This window comes from Dethiosulfatibacter aminovorans DSM 17477, from assembly GCF_900142005.1.
In the GTDB taxonomy this organism is placed as follows: Bacteria; Bacillota; Clostridia; order Tissierellales; family Dethiosulfatibacteraceae; genus Dethiosulfatibacter; species Dethiosulfatibacter aminovorans.
This window is the reverse complement of the sequence record NZ_FQZL01000015.1, coordinates 68,614-87,577: the sequence shown is the minus strand read 5'-3', so window position 1 is coordinate 87,577 and position 18,964 is coordinate 68,614. Positions and strand designations below refer to the sequence as shown.

Below are 18,964 nucleotides of genomic sequence, written 5' to 3'. Positions count from 1 at the left end.
ACATATAATAATAGATTATAGTATCGCCTTCCTGGATTTCCTGATTACCCGCCAGCATCGTTGCACCTTCATCATTATACGTGTAGTTCCAGCCTAGTCCACCTCCGCCTTCGTTGCTTATTCCTGCAATCGAATTTGGATAGTTACCCCATGGGTCCATGTATCCGGATTCATATTCAACTCCCGATGCGTCCAGCACTCCAAGAGCTGTCAGTCCCCACTGGTTATCGTCAGTTACGGTTATTGCTCCTCCCGTAACATTTGCAGAGTTGTACAACGCCTCTCCGTCAGGTCCTATCACTGCCATGTTCACTGAAACAGTTGCAGAAGCCCCAGTATCAACGGCTTCTGCTGTGACATTGCATGCCGGCGCAAATAGAACCGCAAGCATTGACAGTACCAGCACAATACTTAAATTTTTTGACATTTTTTCTAGCATTTTCATTCGAATCTCCTCATACAAAATTTATAATTTATTTGCCGCCTTAATAATTTATTTTTATATCGCGACAATAATTACCAAACAATAACCATCATTGAATATTACATAAAAAAAGACTCCCTGACGGGAGTCTCTTTGATATTCAGTTTTCACGAAACCTATTAACAAATAATTCACCCGCCGTAAACTAAGCCATACCAGGCAGGTCTCCTGACTCGCATATCATCCTATCCCTCCTTCCCGGAATTTCTCCAGTGGATCATGGGACTCGTCCATGCTTACAGTAGCGGGGGCTGTAACGGAATTGCACCGTTTTCCCTATTATTTCGATAATGAAACCTGATACTAAAATATTCAGTTAGAATTCTCAGGACATCGAGTCCTTCGAATTATCTGACGTTCAATCGAATGATAATTCCCAGAAGCCGGAATTATCTTGAACGTCATGTAAACAAGAAAGCGGCTTTGCCGCGTTAACCGTGTTCACGCTTCATGTGAACAAAACGGTTATTAAGAGGTCGTAGAAAGTTTCCTTATAAGTGTAATACCAACGCTTCAAGGGATTACACATTTTTAACTTTCTTAGACTATTAAAAAAAGTGCCTCGCTTTCGCAAGGCACTGGTCATCCAATTTAGAATCTAAATACAGACTCACTTCCCTCCGAAGCTCCATAAACATTCAGGCAGGTCTCCTGGCTTGCGGATCATACTCTTCCATCCTTCCCGGAATTTCTCCAGTGGATTTGGATTCGTCACCGTGTACAGTAGCGGGGGCTGCAGTGATTTTCACTTTCCCTATTAAACCGATAATGGTACCTAAAATTTAAAATATAAAATTCATTTTTCCGATATTGAGTATAACATTTGCCCAATACAAAGTCAATACGTTTTCCATGGAATACTTGCAAAAATTGTTGCCAAAACAACAAAACATATTTTAGCTTTCTTTTTCCACCAAAAGCCAGGAATCTTCCTGACTTATATATATATTCATTTCTTGTGTAATCCCATATAACTATTTACTGTCATTCATGGTAATAATAAGATTTCCAAATACCGCTCCATAAAGAATCAGATATGCTATCATGAAGAATGCTACTGAAGGGTCTACAGACGACACAAACATATCTCTCATGCTCACCAGTGAAACACTTATATAAATCATAAACGAGAAAACAACGGCAATAGCCGAATAATAAAAGATCTTCTTTCTGTTCATCAATCCTATTGCAATCACTATAAGGGATACACCCATTACAAATCCCATATCACTGTTAATTTTACTGCTTACACCAAACCAAACATCAAATCCGCGATAGTTTCCAAGCATCATGATGCTTTCCTCTATGATTCCAATTCCATGCAAAGCAAAAAAACAGGCTGATGAACACTATCATCTTGGCTTTCTTAAAATAATTCATCATCGCTTTTACAACTGGAAATTTCTCAAAATCAAATGATTTCAATTTTCCCAGGTATCTGTACAATAAGTCCTTTCTAAACTTATCCTTATACTTCAGTTTCATATCAGCCTCTCATGTATTTCAAACTGTGACGGTCTACAACTACCTGTCTTCATCTTATTATACTTCAATTACCGGAAAAAGCAAGCTGTCAGATTCATAATAATAGCGTACAGCAAAATATATCTCACGTTGCAATATTTTTCCCATAAATTTATTGAAATTTACATTTTCCGCGAATATTTGAACCCATTAATGTATGAATCATTACAGAAAATTTTACACAGGAATTTACAACAAATTGATAGGACTTATGATATAATAGTGTATTAATTGCGAAATAGTAACATCGATTTTCCGATTCGAGGTATTTTCATGGAATTTTTCCTTAAATTTGACATTAATTTCTTTTCCATATTCATGCTGCTGATTCTATATCTCACAATAAAGATGAGAAAAGAAGCCACAGGGACATCAAGTAATCTTTTCTTTAAGCTGTTGTGGATGACAATCCTCCTGCTGATCCTGGAAATACTGTCATGGGTCTTCGACAGAATACCAGGCCAGAACACCCTTAATTACCTTTTTAATTTCATTTTTGTCTGGTCCACAACACTGATCTCGTCAATACTTGCATCTTATATCGACTATCACATGTTCGGCTCTTACGACAGGTTGAGGAGAAGAAAGTTCTATATCTATCCCTTTGCCCTTACAGGCATATTGCTGACAGTCAACTTCTACCATCCAATAATATTCTCAGTAAGCCCTGACAATGTCTACAGCAGGGAAGCTTTCATGATGCTCCTGCCAATAATTTGCATTTCCCTTTTCATGTATATCTGCTATTTGGCCTATAAAAACAGAGCACATATACAGAAGGAAGTAATATGGGTTCTCCTGCTGTACATATCAATGTCGGTTATAGCTGCGTTTCTACAGGTTCAGCTCTTCGGAGTCTTCATCATGTGGCCCATGATGGCTGTGACAGTAATGCTCACATATATCTTCCTTGAGACAGTATCCACATCCAGGGACTATTTAACCGGACTCTTAAGCCGCCACAGAATAGACGATTATCTGGAATACATGCTGGATCAAAACAAATCCTTTGCCCTGGTGATGCTTGATCTGAATCATTTCAAATCAATAAACGACACCTATGGACATTTAAGCGGTGATACAGCCCTACAGGTATTCTCCGTTTCATTGAAAAAACATTTCAAAAAAGCCAAAGTCGTTGGACGATATGCAGGCGATGAGTTCATTCTCATCCTGGAAGATGTCAAATGTGACGATATAGAAATAAGCCTGAAGAAAGTTGAAAAGGAACTGGGCTGCCTCCACGAATCCGGGGAAATTGAGTTTCCCATCACCTTCAGCTACGGTTGCTTTGAACACAAGCCGGATACCGACTTAAGCTATGAAGACATTATCAACCTGGTGGACAAGCGAATGTACGAAAACAAGAGTCATCAAGTGTCTTGATACCTGTAGAATAGAATTGAAACTGATTAAAAACTCATTAAAAACACCGTGAACTCCAACATTCACGGTGTTTTTCTCATTTATTCGTTTAATTAATACTTCCTTCGTCAACATATCTAGTCAATTCATCAACTGTCATATTGTCAATTCCAAGCTTCGAAAGGTTTCGCCCTTCCTTTCTGTAGTTTTTGTTGTGCATCGTAGATGCAAGGTCTATTATCTCATCCATTGTAGGGGTCAGTACACCAACCAGCCTTCCAAGTTCTGCCAGAGGCAAGAGGCTCATTGGGATGTCTTCTGTAATATATCTCGTATTAGCTTCTTTGGGTGCCCCGATGTTCGCATAAACCTCATTCATCTGAATGGTGCTGTACATGTCTTCATTTTCCACATCATATACAGCCTTTAGCCACTCCCTGGTTGTAAGAGTCTTTACATCCAGCATTTTGGCAATTCTAACTCTTTCATCATCCAGCCTTTCAAGTATCTTAGCTATTGATGGCGTTATTCCCTCAATATAATATTTAAAGTCGTCCTGACACTCTATCCTTCCCATATTAAACAAACTGGGTGTCGGATGGAATATGGCTCCTATGTTAAGCAAACTGGTTTCCAGCACGTTTTCCGCTGCTGTAAACTGCGGATAATACTTGTTCACTTCTTCAAGGACCTTTGGTGTTTCCCTGCTGGGGAGGGCTGCTAAAGATACGGTTTTCTTTGTTCCATGTATCACCACTTCCGATTCACCCTTTCTCCTGCAGGCATATATCAGTGTCTGGGCTTCGGCAACAGTCACTCTGATTTCAGGGTTGATTTCCCTCACAATCTTGTAAAACTCCATGGCTCCACCAGTCCTTCCCGGATTAAGGACTATTATTTGTCCATCCTCAAGGTGCCTGGCACATGATCTGGCTATCTCTTCATGGGCAAATGCAGGTGTAACAACCATAATGAGTTTACATCCTTCAATTGCCTCTTCTACAGAATCCGTAATATGGAATGGTGAACGTTCCAGTACCTGCAACATTTGCAAATGAACTGCCCTATATGGTTCCCATAAGACCGCTTCCGAGTATGGCTGCCTTTGCAGGACCACCCCTGAATCTGCCGGTTACAGAAAATGTCAGGTCGATGAATGCCTGGGCTCCTCCTGTTGCTCCCAGCAGCGATCCCATAAGTATGAATATGAACACAAATGTTGACGTAACATATATTGCAACTCCATAAATACCTTCTGATGTGAGGAACATGTGCTCGATTATTCTGGTTATTGTATATTCCTTATGTCCCAACGCTCCAGGTATCAAATGTCCAAATTTAGCATAAGCCAGTGCTGTCAATGCCACAATTACCAGCGGCCATCCCATGGTTCTTCTTGTAGCTTCTAGTACCAGTATTATTGTCCACCTAGGATGATATCCATGGTCTTTGGATCTCCCAACCTGTACACTATGTTGAAATAATCCAGTGTGATATATGCTCCTATTACTATACTGAGCCCTATGAACACAAAATCATACCATGGTATTTTGTCCTTTTTGCCTGCAACTGCAGGATATAGAAAATATGTTAGAGCCAGTGCAAAAGACAAGTGGATAGCCTTGTGCTGCATCTGGGGGAGCATTGAAATGCCTGATGAATACAGGTGATACAATGACATGCATGCTCCTACAATAGTAAATATTATAAGGTAAACCCCTTTGAGTTCCCTGGTTTTTTGAACTACCCATGACTGAAGTCATAGGATTCTTACCCGCCTTACGGCGAAATAAACTTTTTCCTGTTTCACAGGTTACTGCTCTGATTTTAAAATCCGAGTCTGACACAACCTCCTATGCATCCGCTATATTGGATGCACACCCTTTTGGGTCAGGCACTTCCCGTTGTCCCAACGGTGTAGGCATTCTAGATACATCTTATGCTATGGATATTAGTCCTAAAGTCTCTAATCCTTGATTACGGATATTTATTGCTGCATTTTCATCTCTTTCATGAGCAGTACCACACTTGCTGCATACCCATTCCCTATGGTTTAGAGAAAGAGCTATATGCTTTTCCTGACAATTTGAGCAAATCTTTGATGATGCATACCATGGGGCCAGCTTTATAAGGTGCTTGCCTTGCCACTCCAGCTTATACTTGAGGAAGCCTTGGAATTGGTGCCATCCTGCATCTGAAATGGCTTTAGCCAAGCGCCGGTTCCTGCCCATGCCTTTTATATTAAGACTTTCCATTACAACCACTTGGTTTTCGTTGGCTATCCGGGAACTCAATTTATGGGCAAAGTCTTTCCGCTGGTTTGCTATATGTTCCTGTAAGGAAGCTATCTTGTTCCTTGCTTTTTTGAAGTTCTGGGAGTCCACCTGCTTCCGGGACAACTTTCTTTGCAGCTTGGCAAGTTTCTCCTCTGACTCTGTAATATATTTGACTTTTTTGACAAACTCCGTTTCTGTACCATCATTGACAGTGGCGAATGTTTTTAGACCAAGATCAATACCTATAACTTTTGATATGTCCACTTGGCTGATATCCAAAGGTTCAACCTTGTCTACTATTTCTTCCAGGGTCAAAGAAACATAATAGTGGGCTCCTTTTTGGCTTATGGTAGCTTTGAGTATTCTTATCCGGCCTTCTCTTATTTTCTTAAGAATATACTTGTTCCTTTTTGTTTTTTGTTTTGCAAGACCTACCTTACCAAGCTTTGGCAGCTTAATGCTTGAACAACCTATGACCTTGATGTTGTTGTTTGTCATTTTAGTTGTGTATGTTTTTTTCGCCTTTCGTTTGGATCTGAATTGTGGAAACGAGTTCTGACCCTTGAAAAATCGATTGTAAGCGTCATCTACGTTTTCACAAGCAACTTCCAATGCAAATTTATCCACTTCCTTTAAAAAACCATATTCTTCCGATGACTTTAATGGCACCAATACTTCTTTCTTATACTTGGCTACAGAAAGGCTAGATCCATGTTCTTCATAGTCTTCCTTACGGTCTGCCAAATACATGTTGTAAACCAGTCTTGAACAACCTACAGTCTTATTGATTAATTCAGCCTGCTCATCATTAGGATAAAGACGAAGAACAAGGCCATAATTTTTAACTTGCTTGCCTTGGTCTGCCAAAAGCCTGTTCTTTTCCTTGACTGCCATTCTCTTGGCCATAAACATCACTTCTCCTTCTCCTAGTTTACTATATACATTCACTCATTATGTTAGAACGTTTGTTCTATGGTGATTTTACCACTTTTCCTTGGTTATTACAAGACTTTAAGCAGTCTTCAAGAGGATTTTCAAGGAGATATTTGAGTAATATTTTATGATTCTTTCCTTTTATTTGATTATGTTTTGCTTCATCCAAGGGATGAAGGACACCTTTTTATGTATATGTTGAAATTATTACACTATATTGTTTTCAATGATTTTAATAATAAACAGGATTAACTTTGATCTAAAAGAAAATGCCCTAACTCACAGCTGAAGCAACGAGTGTGCAGGCACTAATCATCAAAAAAACCTCGGGAATACACTTTCGAGGCTTAAGTCTTGACAAGTTACTTATTGTTCCTTATAATTACTTATATAGAGGATTTTACGGAATCGCGCTACGTAAAAAGCCTCATGAATCAAATCCAAAAGTAATCATATGGAACAAAAGGAGAAATCATGAAAGAAACATATTACACAGTGGAAGCAATATCAAAGATGCTTGAAATGCATCCAAAGACAATCCAGCGCTACATAAGGGAAGGAAAGCTGAAGGCAACAAAGGTGGGAAAGGCATGGAGAGTATCGGGACACGACCTGTCAGTTTTCATGAACGATTCTAATATTCAGGTAGAAGCAACAGAAAGGAAGTCACTTGCAGACAGAATCAGCATTTCATCTGTAATAGACATAGATGTATCGAACATGGAGGAAGCCATGAAAATATCATCCACCTTGACTGCGGCAATGAATTCAAAATCCGAAGAATATGGAAAAACATCCCTCAGCGTCCAGTTCCTTGATACCGAAAACAAACTCAGAATAATGGTCTGGGGAAATGCAGCATTCATGGAAGCCTTAATGTCTTTTCTTTCACATTACAGCTAGCATAGAAGGTGGTCACTGCATCGACCAAGTCAAAGAAACATTTTCAAGACAGACACAAAGTAAATTTTACCAAAGTGCTTATTGGGAATAAAGGAAGTGAATTAGATGAAAAATTCAGTCTATAAGAGCAATGAAGGAAAAATGGCAATCCTTGAATACTACAGGAACATACAAGAAAACATCAACTTCGACTATAGTGAAAAATTCGTGGATACATCTTTCGGAAAAACATATCTTCTTGAAGCGGGTGATGAAAAGAAACCAACCATACTGCTCTTCCACGGTTCATGCAGCAACAGTGCAATGTGGTATGGAGATATGGGTCCCCTTTCAGAGAATTTCCATGTTGTAAGCATAGATATCCTTGGCGAGCCTGGCAACAGCGACGAAAACAGGCTTGACATAAAATCCGACAACCATGCCCTATGGATAGATGAAATTGTAGAAAGCCTGGGTGTTGACAAAGTCATACTCGCCGGCAACTCTCTAGGAGGCTGGATGGCCCTTAAATATGCCACATCATTTCCATCCAAGGTTGATAAAATTGTCCTCATCGCTCCATCAGGCCTTGTCCCCGCAAGACTTTCCTTCGTTCTGAAATCCATCTTCTATGCAATGCAGGGAGAACGGGGATTCAGAAAACTTGGCGAATTGATTACTGGAATGGACGAGCTGCCGGAAGAGGTGCTTAAATTCAATATGCTCATAGCCAATCACTTCAAGCCGGTGGTTGGAGGACTTCCCGTGTTTAGTGACGAGGATCTTTCAAAACTGATCATGCCCGTCATGTTGATATATGGTGAAAATGATGTGACAGCAGATGTAAGAAAAGCAGCCGAAAGACTTGAAAACCATTTATTGAATCCCAACATCATGATAATCAAAAACAACAGCCACGTAGTTTACAACATTGTCGAAAAAATCATCGATTTTCTGAGAATGGACAAGTGACCAAAATGCATTTTCACTCCCAAAACATTTACCCGGCATGAATATTATTGCCTTTAAGTGGTATATGTACATATGTGTTCTATTATAAATATTGGGAGGATTAATCATATGAGAAAACTTTTTATTTTTGTGGCTACCCTGCTTTTAGCCCTTGGATGCCTGAATATAACTTCATTTGCAGATGACGGACTGATAATAGTGGAAAGTTCCGATCTTAAGATTGTCATCAACGGCGAAAAAAGCGACTACACGGATACACCTTTGCTGGTAAACAACAGAACAATGCTTCCACTTAGAGAAGTGCTGGTAAACCTGGGAGTTCAAAACGATGATGAACACATCATATGGAACGGAGAAGACCAGAGCGTAACCATAGTGGCTGAAGACACTACTGTCGTACTCTTTATAGGAAGCACCACCGCCTACGTGAACGAAGAAGAGGTCGTTCTCGATGTAGCTCCGATTCTTTACGAAAAGAACTGGAGGTCATATATACCTGCAAGATTCGTATCTGAAGCACTGGGCAAGAAGGTAGCGTGGGATGGCATATATAGGACAGTCCTTATATCAAGCAACGAGAGCTTCAACGAAGTCTATGACATACTCCTGAAATCAGGAGAAGCTATGGCGGATATCAAAAAGATGAAATTCATAATGGACCTTGATATGGATATGAGCAGCTCAACTGAAAACGCTGCAGTCACAATGGACTTTGACGGTGAAATGGATCTTCCAAATGACAAGTCCCATTTGAACATGACAATGGATATGACAACAACGGGAACAGAAATGTCATTCCCTATATCCATGGCAATGGAATACTACGAAGAGAACGACATTGCATATGCCAACGTCAATATGTTCGGAATGGACACTGGATGGACCAAGTCGGATGTTGAAGATGAAACGGTTTATGTGGAAGCCGACATGTTCGGTTCATTCGGTGCCAACGAGGTAATGGCAAGCGGGCTGGTGGTAGCAGAGAGCGATGATGAAGGCACCATAGTACTTCAAGGAAGCGCAATAATGCAGGCTCTTATAAACCAGTCAATAATCAGTTCCATGACGGAAACGGAAGAAGGTGCAACCATGGCCGTTGACGACTTCCTCCTGGAAATGGGGATTGACAAAACCACCTATGAAGTCAAGTATTTTAATTTTGACATGACCGCTGCACTTACAGACACAGACGGGACTACACTAACCATGGAAATGAGCGAAAGCATGACATTAAGCGATTTGAACGGCGATTTCGAGATTGTGATTCCGCAGGAAGTGATAGATGAGGCGGAAGCGGCTGCAGAAGCGGAACAGCCTCAATAAATCAGCATTGATATAACACAAAAGAACCAAGTCCAAGAACCCTAGCTTCCAGCAATCATAATGCATTGTTGTGAGATTCAGGGTTTTTTTATTTCTTGTGATTTATCAATATATGTATACAGTATTCTTGTAAGAGTTTAAAATTAGAATCCGCCCTTATGATATAATAATAGTATAAGTTGCATTAATTTATTTACTCTAATCGTACATGCATACTATCTCCAAGGGAGAAATTTTGTACAAGGAGTTTTTGATCATGCAAAAGAGAGAACAATGGGGATCCAAGATCGGATTCATTATGGCAGCTGCCGGGTCCGCTGTGGGACTGGGAAACATCTGGAAATTTCCTTTCACGGCAGGTCAAAACGGTGGAGGAGCATTCGTATTCATTTATCTTATTTTTATTGTTTTAGTTGGATTCAGTGTTATGCTAACTGAATTCGCCCTGGGAAGAAGGAGACAACTTGCTGCAGTGGGTGCCTTCAAGTCGGAAGACAGGCGATGGACCTTCGTGGGAATTGTCGGTGTCCTTTGCGGATTCCTCATCATGGGATTCTACCCTGTAGTGGGCGGCTGGGCTCTAGCTTATATCTTCAAGGTTGTCGCAGGACTCCTCAACAATCCTGAAACCATAGGAAGCTCATTCGATGCATTCATCACAAATCCTGGAATTCCCATCATATGGATGATTATTTATCTAGTAATCAACATAGCCATTGTTTCAAGAGGAATTTCCTCGGGTATAGAACGGGCTGGAAAGATTCTGATGCCACTGCTTTTAATAATACTCATCGGAATTGCCGTTAAAGGACTTACCCTTCCAAATTCTTTCGAAGGAGTCAAATTCCTTTTCAAACCTGATTTCAGTGCTGTTGACGGCAAGGTGGTACTGGCCGCTCTCGGACAGGCGTTTTTCTCACTGTCCCTTGGTATGGGCTGCATGATCACCTACGGTTCATATCTCAGCAAGGAAGAGAACCTTGTGGGCAACACGGGATTCATTACTGCAATGGATACAGTTGTGGCTCTGCTGGCCGGACTTGCAATGTTCCCGGCAATGTTTTCTTTCGGAATAGAACCTACTGCAGGACCTGGTCTCGTATTCGTAGTTGTTCCCATACTCTTCGCAGAAATGGGCGGAGCAGGAAACACCCTGGCAACGCTGTTTTTCATAGCCCTTACAGTTGCCGCCCTTACATCATCCGTATCCCTTCTTGAAGTGGTTGTTGCATATTTCATCGACGAAAGGGAATTCTCCAGAAAAAAGGCAACAGTCACTGCATCTACAATCATGGCAATACTGTGTATCTTCTCCTCCCTGTCATTCGGTGGTATCGGTCCCAAGCTGTTCGGTAAAGGAGCATTCGACATATTCGACCTTCTTACCGACAAGATATTCCTGGCTATAGGCGGAATGATGATTTGTCTGTTCGCAGGATGGAAGATAGGAAAAGAAGAACTCCTTAAAGAGATTACAAACGAAGGAACTTTAAGCTATTCTTTCCTAAACATATGGTTCTTCCTCATCAAGTATATAGTTCCTGTTACAGTTGCCATAGTGGCTGTCAATGGAATCCTTGACGGCTTCCACACCGGAGCCGGCCCCATTATGCTCATAGGAATTGCCATAATTGCTGTATTCTCTGCAATATCAAAAAAACTTTAAACTTCATAATTGTATGATCCAGGCGCCGTTACACACTTGTCTAATGGCGCTTTTTCACGGCTTTCCTGCTCAAAAGCAGAAGTTGATATGTCAACACAACAATGTATACAAAAAACAATTTCAGTAACGGAGTTTCGACATTCAAATTTGTGATTATTTTAACACTGTCAAGACAGTTGTATTTTACTCACTTCAACAAATATAAACAGAATGTTTCTTTTCTTTTTTTTCGTCTTAATAAGGCCTTGTTCTTTGCATCCAAAATACAAATTTTATACAACAAAAGGTATTGCAAGGTACACAAGTTCATGCTAGAATTAGGAGAACGTTTACCGACCGAGATTGTACGCAAATAAAATAATCCACTAATTACATATATTCATTTTAATCAACACCACGTAAAACTTGACATTTCAATTACCACCACATAAAATGCAGTAGATTTTTTTGTGCGCTTTTTTCAACTAATGAATTACAATTTCGGAACATTGTGCCTGAGAGGCAAACAAAAAGGAGTTGTTTTATGAACACTGTAAAAATTCAGGAACCGCAGAAGAGGGATCATTGGGGATCGAAAATCGGATTTATCATGGCGGCAGCCGGATCTGCCGTAGGACTCGGAAACATCTGGAAATTCCCCTATACTGCCGGTGAAAACGGTGGTGGAGCATTCGTATTTATTTATTTGATTTTTATCGTATTAATAGGTTTCAGTGTTATGCTGACGGAATTCGCACTTGGCAGAAGAAGACAGCTTGCTGCTGTAGGAGCATTCAAGTCTGAAGACAGAAGATGGACATTTGTAGGAATTATTGGTGTATTAAGCGGATTTTTAATCATGGGATTCTATCCTGTAGTCGGTGGCTGGGCACTTGCATACATATTCAAGGTGACTGGAGGACTTCTAAATACTCCAGAACTCATAGGCAGCACTTTTGAGGGATTCATAACAAACCCTGTTATTCCTCTTGTATGGATGGTTGCATATCTTGTAATGAACATAGCAATAGTATCAAAGGGTATATCTTCAGGTATAGAAAAGGCCGGAAAGGTACTCATGCCGCTGTTGTTTGTGATACTTATAATAATCGCACTTAAGGGATTGACTCTTCCGAATTCATTCGAAGGAGTAAAGTTCCTTTTCAAGCCTGATTTTTCCAAGATGACAGGCAAGGTTGTACTGGCGGCTCTTGGCCAGGCGTTCTTCTCCCTTTCGCTTGGTATGGGATGCATGATCACCTACGGATCCTATCTGGAAAAGAAGGAAAACCTTGTAAGCACTACCGGTGTTATCACAGCAATGGACACAGGCGTTGCACTTCTTGCAGGTCTTGCAATGTTCCCTGCAATGTTTGCATTCGGTATTGCACCTACTGAAGGTCCCGGACTGGTATTCGTTGTAGTTCCTGCCCTTTTCGCCGAAATGGGAGGACTTGGAACCATATTCGCTACTTTGTTCTTCGTAGCTCTAACTGTTGCAGCCCTTACTTCTTCAGTATCTCTTCTCGAGGTTGTTACTTCTTATCTCATAGACGAGAAGAAATTCACGAGAATGAGAGCCGTTGTTTCCGCATCCTCGGTAATGGTTGTACTGTGTATACTTTCTTCACTGTCACTTGGAGGATTGGGACCACAGTTGTTTGGAAAGGGTGCCTTCGATGTATTCGACCTTCTGACAGACAAGATATTCCTTGCCCTTGGCGGAATGCTTATATGTATCTTTGCAGGATGGAGAATCAAGAAGGAAGATCTCTTCAACGAGATTACAAACGGCGGAACATTGAAATACGGTTTCCTCAACTTCTGGTATCTCTTGGTCAAATACGTTATACCTGTAACAATCCTGGTTGTTGCAGTAAACGGAATACTGGAAGGCTTCCAGACAGGAGCAGGTCCTGTAATGCTTATAGGAATAGGCCTCATGGCTTTCCTCGCATCAGTGTCGAAGAAGCTCTAATATGAGCATATAGGAAATTCACAATAATAAACCAAGGAGCAGTCTCTGGTAATTCCAGATTGGCTGCTCCTTTTCCACGCTTTTATTTAAGCCAACAATCGAATTATGACCCATAAATTCAATTGTAAATATTACCCTCCTGTGATATCATATATAACCGAGAAATGAAATATTTATTAATCATATGATACGGAGGAAAATAAATGGAAAATTTGCCTAATTGCCCCAAGTGCAATTCAGAATACACATACGAAGATGGAGTAATGCTTGTGTGTCCCGAATGCGGATACGAATGGAATCCAAATATGGAGGAAGCAGCAGAAGGTCTTGTCGTGAAGGATGCCAATGGAAACATATTGAAGGACGGAGATTCCGTAACTATAATCAAGGACCTGAAGGTCAAGGGAGCATCTTCTCCAATCAAGCAGGGTACAAAAGTGAAGAACATAAAGCTTGTTGAGGGAGACCACAACATAGACTGCAAGATTGACGGCTTCGGAGCAATGAGCCTCAAGTCGGAATTCGTTAAAAAGATATAACTCATTAAAACGACTCCTTCCCTCAGATGGGATATGGAGTCGTTTTTTGTTTTCCTTTCAGCAAAGAACTACTCTCCCAAAAACTCTATGAATTTTCTCGCAGCAGCCGAAACATACCTGTCTCTCTTCCACACCAGTCCTATGTTTATTTCTATGGGATTCTTGAGAGGTATGGCCTTGATGTCATCTTCCTGTTCAACAATTTCCCTTATGAGAAAAGCTGAACCTATATTTCTTTTCACGAAGCTTTTTATGGTATCAAGCTGGTTGGAATAATATATAATATTGGGTTCGATCTTGCTTTGGCTGTATCTTTCCCTTACCACCTTGTTGTGATAAAATCCTTCCTTCAGCATTATCACAGGCTCCCTTCCAATTTCATCCATGGATATGACATCATTGCAGGCAAGTTTATTTTCAATGTTGACACAAAACTGGACCTGTGTCTGAACTATGGGCTTAACTTCAGTCTCTTCATAGGACTCCAGAATTATAAAGGCTGCATCGATTTCACCTTCTTCAAGAAGCCTTTTTGTTTCAAGGGATCCGTTCTCCACTGCCTTCAGCTCTATTTCAGGGTACTTCCTGCTGAATTCAATAAATATCCCGGGAAAGAGGAAGGATCCTATCATTGGTGGAACCCCTATCCTTATGATACTCTTTTTCCTGTCTCCAAAATCCCTTACTTCTTCAACCGCATCATCAACAAGCTTCAGTATCTCCTTCGCTCTTCCTTTAAGAAGCTTTCCCTCTTCAGTTATGGTTATCTTCTTGCTGCTCCTGTCTATGAGTGATACTCCAAGAAAATCCTCCAGATTCTTTATCGAAGTTGTAATGGAAGGTTGTGAAACATGTAGCTTTTCAGCCGCCTTGGTTATATTTTCATATTTGCATACAGCCAGGAAATATTCCAGTTGCTTAAGAGTCATTTGACCGCCTCCTTTTACTGTCAGTTCAATCAAAATAGTTTTTCTTTATGATAACATAAATAATCAATATTTTCAATTTATGATTATTTGTTGTAGAATCAATATATGGAACAACAATTGAATTGACGGAATAAATATTAAATATTGATCGAGGTGTTCAAAATGAATTACAATGAAATGGCTTTAAAGCTGCACAAGGACAATGTTGGTAAAATCGAAGTGACTAGCAAGGTGAAGGTGGAAAACAAGACCGACCTTTCAACTGCATATACACCTGGAGTTGCAGAACCATGCATGGAAATATTCAGAAACATAGACTCAGTATACGACTATACGGCAAAGTCAAATCTGGTTGCCGTGGTAAGCGACGGAACTGCAGTCCTGGGCCTGGGCGACATAGGAGCACATGCTTCAATACCGGTTATGGAAGGAAAGGCTGTCCTTTTCAAAGCCTTTGCAAATGTTGATGCATTCCCAATCTGTCTGAATACTAAGGATACGGAAGAAATCATAAGGACAGTAAAACTTCTTGAGCCTGTATTTGGAGGTATCAACCTTGAAGACATCGGAGCACCAAGATGCTTTGAAATAGAAAAGAGACTGAAGGAAGAGCTTGACATCCCTATTTTCCACGACGACCAGCACGGTACTGCAATTGTAACTGCAGCGGCTATAATCAACTCCCTTAAAATAACTGATAAGAAAATCGAAGACATAGAGGCTGTAATAAACGGTTCGGGAGCGGCAGGAATAGCCATTGCCAAGCTACTCTTGAAAATGGGAATAAAAGACATAATCATGTGTGACAGCAGGGGTATAATATCATCAGAGAGAACAGACCTGAATGATTCAAAGAAAGAAATACTGTCAATTACAAATAAAAGCGATACAGTTGGTACCCTTGCCGATGCAATGAAGGACAAGGATGTTTTCATAGGTGTTTCAGCTCCCGGAGTGGTGACAAAGGATATGGTATCATCAATGAATGAAAAATCCATAGTGCTGCCCATGGCAAATCCTACTCCTGAGATCATGCCCGATCTTGCACTGGAAGCAGGAGCATATATCGTTGGCACAGGCAGGTCCGATTTTCCCAACCAGGTAAACAACGTACTTGCCTTCCCGGGAATATTCAGAGGAGCCCTTGATGTCAGGGCAAAGGAAATCAATGAAGAAATGAAGATTGCAGCTGCATATGCCATAGCGGCAACAGTGAAAGATGAAGAACTTTCACAAGACTTCATACTGCCTGAAGCCTTCAACAAAGCAGTAGGCACCAACGTTGCCGAAGCAGTGAGAAAGGCTGCAATCGAGAGCGGAGCAGCTAGAATCTAGTATTCAAATTACTGACAGTATTAATGCACGGCAAAACAATCATAAAAAGAGACGCTTCCTATTTTGATGCGTCTCTTTCTTATCTATAAACTTGAAAATTATCGGTTACATCATTAATTACAAATTGTTGTACCGGGTAAGCAAAGCAACTTTGTTGAGTTATCTGCGTAGGCAGATATTGCTATGCGAAGAAAGTTATCATTGAAATAAAATTACAACGATTCAAGTAATTTTAATATTGTTACTTTCGAGCTGGAACAGGGAACTAAAAGCTGTATTTTCCTCACTTTGCAAGCTTAACAGTGAACTTTGTCCCTTCTCCCACTTCACTTTCAACACTGACAGATCCGTTGTAAAGTTCGGCAATATGCTTCACTATTGAAAGGCCGAGTCCCGTGCCGCCGTTTTTCCTGGCACGACCCTTGTCAATCCTGTAGAATCTTTCAAAGAGTCTTGGCAGGTTCTCCTCTTCTATTCCTGCTCCAGTGTCCTCAACTTCCATAATCATGTAATCATCATCTTCGCTACAGCTCACCTTAATGTAGCCTTCTTCTGTATAGTTGATGGCATTGTCTATAAGGTTGATCAGAAGCTGCTTGATCCTGTTGCTGTTGCATCTGAATGTCGAAAGGGAGTCGGGTATTTCTGAAATCAGCTCAAGATCCTTTTCTTCAATTCTCTGTTCGAAAATATCGAAAACCTTGCCAACAATATCCTTCATATTACAGTCCTTCAGGCTTTTTTCATTGTTCATGCTTTCAATTTCCGACAGGGATAAAATATCGTTTATGAGCTGCGAAAGTCTTTCCGCTTCAATATCTATGATGCTCAAGAATCTTTCAGATGCTTCCTCGTCTTTTATGGCTCCATCCTTAAGAGTATCCACAAAGCCTCTTATGGAAGTCAAAGGCGTCCTCAGTTCATGGGTCACATTTGAAACGAATTCGCTTCTTATATTTTGAAGCTTCCTCACCCTTGTAACGTCCTGAATAATAAGAAGGGTACCAAGCTTTTTGTTCTTATTGCTGTTGGAAAGTATAGGGCTTGCATAAATCTTTATTATTCTGTCTTTCTTTCCGTATGTGTTTATTTCATCAACTTCATATTGATTGTTCTTTATGGAATTTTCAAGTAGCTTGAATATGGCCGTATTCCTTACAATTTCATGGACTTCTCTTCCTTCAAAATTCCTCTCCTCAATTTCAAGGATTTCCCTGAAGGCTTCGTTGTAGAGGAATACATTGTAATTGTTGTCTACGGCTATTATTCCGTTTTTCATGCTGCTAAGAACGGATTCAAGTTCTGATTTCCTGTCTTCCAGATTACTCATATTTTCATTCAGCTTCATGGTCATTTCATTGAATGAGTCTGCAAGCTTGCCAATCTGATCCTTGGACCTTATGAATATCCTTCTGTCAAAATTCCCATTGGATATCTCTATGGCTCCGTTTGTCAGTTCGTCTATTGGCTTCATCAGCTTCCTTGTAATGAAGTATGCCAATATCAGTGCTGCCAGGGCACCCAGTACAATACTGAAGAGAATGTATTTAATGACTTCTACAGCAACCTGTTTTACTTCAATCAAAGGCACCGATATCCTCAGTACCCCGTCAAAGGAATCAAGATCAAGAGGTGTTGCAGTATATAGATAGTATGCCCCAAGGGTTCTGCTGAACCTTACGGAACTTGCCGTTTCTCCCTTTAGAGCCTTTGCTATTTCTTCCCTGTGTGCATGGTTTTCCATAATTCTGAAATCTTCGTCCGAATCACCGACTACCACTCCATCGGTATCTATGACTGTAATCCTGTAATTTGACAGTTCCGAATACTTGGCTGCAAATTCTTCGAAGTCTATATCACCCTTGCCGTCTTCAAGTACAAGTATCTCTTTGATCAGGTCCGCCTGAATGACAGAACTTTTCTTTATATTATTCTCAAAATACTTGTTTCCCCTGCTCCATGAAAATAGAGCCACTACGCCAATTGTAAGTAGAATAACAAAAATGTAGGAGCTCATCAGTTTTTTCTGCATAATATCACAACCTTGTGTATCTAAACATATTTGTAGCCTATTCCTCTGACTGTCTTTATATGTTTAGGATTTTTATCATCTTCTTCAATTTTCTTTCTCAAGTTTCTTATATGTACGTCGACAGTCCTTGTTTCACCAAGATAGTCGTATCCCCAGATTTTTTCCAGCAGATAGTCCCTGCCGAAGACACGTCCCTTGTTCTTCGCCAGGAGATAGAGCACTTCAAACTCCTTAAGTGTGAGTTCCACATTCTCACCGTTTATTGTAACTTCCTGGGTGGATTTGTTGATCTTGATATTGTCTATGTCTATAATGTCGAACTCCTGTGAAACATCCTTCTCTATTTTGGTTCTGTCATTCCTTCTAAGAAGAGCCTTGACCCTTGCAAGTAGCTCATGTACTCCAAAAGGCTTTCCTATATAATCGTCGGCACCCATTTCAAGCCCAAGGACGGTGTCGATTTCCTCATTCTTTGCAGTGAGCATAATCACGGGAATATTTTTTATCCTTTGGTGCCCCCTTATTGTCTTGAGTACCTCCAGTCCGTCTATTCCAGGAAGCATAAGGTCAAGGATAACAAGGTCAAAGTCCTCCCTTTCCATTTCCTCAAGGGCATCTTCTCCGTTGTCCTCAGGTACAACTTCAAAGCCGTTTTTTTCCAGATTATATTTTAGAAGCTCCAGTATGTTTTCTTCATCATCTACTATTAATATTCTTTTCTTATTCAATATAAATCCTTCCTTAGCT

At 40.5% G+C, this 18,964-nt stretch carries 17 protein-coding genes and 2 riboswitches; of the genes, 8 read left to right on the top strand and 9 right to left on the bottom strand.

The features are described 5' to 3' along the window. Both BUB05_RS10930 and BUB05_RS10925 read right to left on the bottom strand, forming a co-directional pair. Positions 1-445: DUF4430 domain-containing protein (locus BUB05_RS10930; protein WP_139257994.1), on the bottom strand; the 445-nt coding region annotated here is incomplete at its 3' end. Positions 446-625: 180 nt separating this feature from the next. Next, positions 626-800: riboswitch (cobalamin riboswitch) on the bottom strand. A gap of 308 nt (positions 801-1,108) precedes the next feature. Then, positions 1,109-1,278: riboswitch (cobalamin riboswitch) on the bottom strand. 180 nt (positions 1,279-1,458) lie between these two features. After that, positions 1,459-1,776 carry a hypothetical protein gene (locus BUB05_RS10925; protein WP_073049648.1) on the bottom strand — a complete coding sequence of 106 codons (318 nt, stop codon included), beginning with the start codon at positions 1,774-1,776 and terminating at the stop codon, positions 1,459-1,461. Positions 1,777-2,281: 505 nt separating this feature from the next. On the opposite strand from BUB05_RS10925, the gene BUB05_RS10915 reads away from it, so the two are divergent. Then, positions 2,282-3,394: a GGDEF domain-containing protein gene (locus tag BUB05_RS10915; RefSeq protein ID WP_073049646.1), complete on the top strand. Its 1,113-nt coding sequence runs from the start codon at positions 2,282-2,284 to the stop codon at positions 3,392-3,394. An 88-nt stretch (positions 3,395-3,482) separates the two neighbouring features. Here BUB05_RS10915 and BUB05_RS10910 read toward each other — a convergent pair whose 3' ends face one another. From BUB05_RS10910 to BUB05_RS10895, 4 genes are all read right to left on the bottom strand, one after another. After that, positions 3,483-4,421 (bottom strand): NAD/NADP octopine/nopaline dehydrogenase family protein, encoded by a 939-nt coding sequence (locus BUB05_RS10910; RefSeq protein ID WP_094762871.1) that lies wholly within the window; start codon positions 4,419-4,421, stop codon positions 3,483-3,485. Between the two features lie 16 nt (positions 4,422-4,437). Beyond that, the gene (locus tag BUB05_RS18860; RefSeq protein ID WP_073049644.1) at positions 4,438-4,761 is read right to left on the bottom strand and encodes a TRAP transporter large permease subunit; all 324 of its coding nucleotides are present in this window, start codon (positions 4,759-4,761) and stop codon (positions 4,438-4,440) included. Positions 4,762-4,790: 29 nt separating this feature from the next. After that, the gene (locus BUB05_RS18855) at positions 4,791-5,054 is read right to left on the bottom strand and encodes a hypothetical protein (RefSeq protein ID WP_073049643.1); all 264 of its coding nucleotides are present in this window, start codon (positions 5,052-5,054) and stop codon (positions 4,791-4,793) included. Positions 5,055-5,310: 256 nt separating this feature from the next. Then, positions 5,311-6,543, bottom strand: a complete 1,233-nt coding sequence (locus BUB05_RS10895) for an RNA-guided endonuclease TnpB family protein (RefSeq protein WP_425430043.1) — start codon at positions 6,541-6,543, stop codon at positions 5,311-5,313. Positions 6,544-7,056: 513 nt separating this feature from the next. Here BUB05_RS10895 and BUB05_RS10890 point away from each other — a divergent pair. The 6 genes from BUB05_RS10890 to BUB05_RS10865 all read left to right on the top strand — a co-directional run bounded on the left by BUB05_RS10890 (position 7,057) and on the right by BUB05_RS10865 (position 13,921). Continuing rightward, positions 7,057-7,485 (top strand): helix-turn-helix domain-containing protein, encoded by a 429-nt coding sequence (locus BUB05_RS10890; protein WP_073049642.1) that lies wholly within the window; start codon positions 7,057-7,059, stop codon positions 7,483-7,485. A 105-nt stretch (positions 7,486-7,590) separates the two neighbouring features. Beyond that, positions 7,591-8,436 (top strand): alpha/beta fold hydrolase, encoded by an 846-nt coding sequence (locus tag BUB05_RS10885; RefSeq protein WP_073049641.1) that lies wholly within the window; start codon positions 7,591-7,593, stop codon positions 8,434-8,436. Positions 8,437-8,544: 108 nt separating this feature from the next. Beyond that, entirely contained in the window at positions 8,545-9,759 is a 1,215-nt protein-coding gene (locus BUB05_RS10880) for a copper amine oxidase N-terminal domain-containing protein (protein ID WP_073049640.1), read from the top strand. Positions 9,760-10,015: 256 nt separating this feature from the next. Beyond that, positions 10,016-11,425: a sodium-dependent transporter gene (locus tag BUB05_RS10875; protein ID WP_073049639.1), complete on the top strand. Its 1,410-nt coding sequence runs from the start codon at positions 10,016-10,018 to the stop codon at positions 11,423-11,425. A gap of 523 nt (positions 11,426-11,948) precedes the next feature. Then, entirely contained in the window at positions 11,949-13,382 is a 1,434-nt protein-coding gene (locus BUB05_RS10870; RefSeq protein WP_073049638.1) for a sodium-dependent transporter, read from the top strand. A gap of 203 nt (positions 13,383-13,585) precedes the next feature. Then, a complete protein-coding gene (locus BUB05_RS10865) occupies positions 13,586-13,921 on the top strand; it encodes a zinc ribbon domain-containing protein YjdM (protein WP_073049637.1) in 336 nt (111 codons plus the stop codon). A gap of 68 nt (positions 13,922-13,989) precedes the next feature. Here the strand turns inward: BUB05_RS10865 and BUB05_RS10860 are convergent, their stop codons facing one another. Continuing rightward, positions 13,990-14,850 (bottom strand): LysR family transcriptional regulator, encoded by an 861-nt coding sequence (locus BUB05_RS10860; RefSeq protein WP_073049636.1) that lies wholly within the window; start codon positions 14,848-14,850, stop codon positions 13,990-13,992. Between the two features lie 162 nt (positions 14,851-15,012). Here BUB05_RS10860 and BUB05_RS10855 point away from each other — a divergent pair, with 162 nt between their 5' ends. Next, complete coding sequence (locus BUB05_RS10855) at positions 15,013-16,185, top strand: NAD(P)-dependent malic enzyme (RefSeq protein ID WP_073049635.1); 1,173 nt, start codon at positions 15,013-15,015, stop codon at positions 16,183-16,185. A gap of 283 nt (positions 16,186-16,468) precedes the next feature. On the opposite strand, the gene pnpS is transcribed toward BUB05_RS10855, so the two are convergent. After that, positions 16,469-17,929, bottom strand: a complete 1,461-nt coding sequence (gene pnpS, locus BUB05_RS10850; RefSeq protein ID WP_425430042.1) for a two-component system histidine kinase PnpS — start codon at positions 17,927-17,929, stop codon at positions 16,469-16,471. A gap of 308 nt (positions 17,930-18,237) precedes the next feature. Further along, entirely contained in the window at positions 18,238-18,945 is a 708-nt protein-coding gene (locus BUB05_RS10845; protein WP_094762872.1) for a response regulator transcription factor, read from the bottom strand. Positions 18,946-18,964 lie beyond the last annotated feature (19 nt).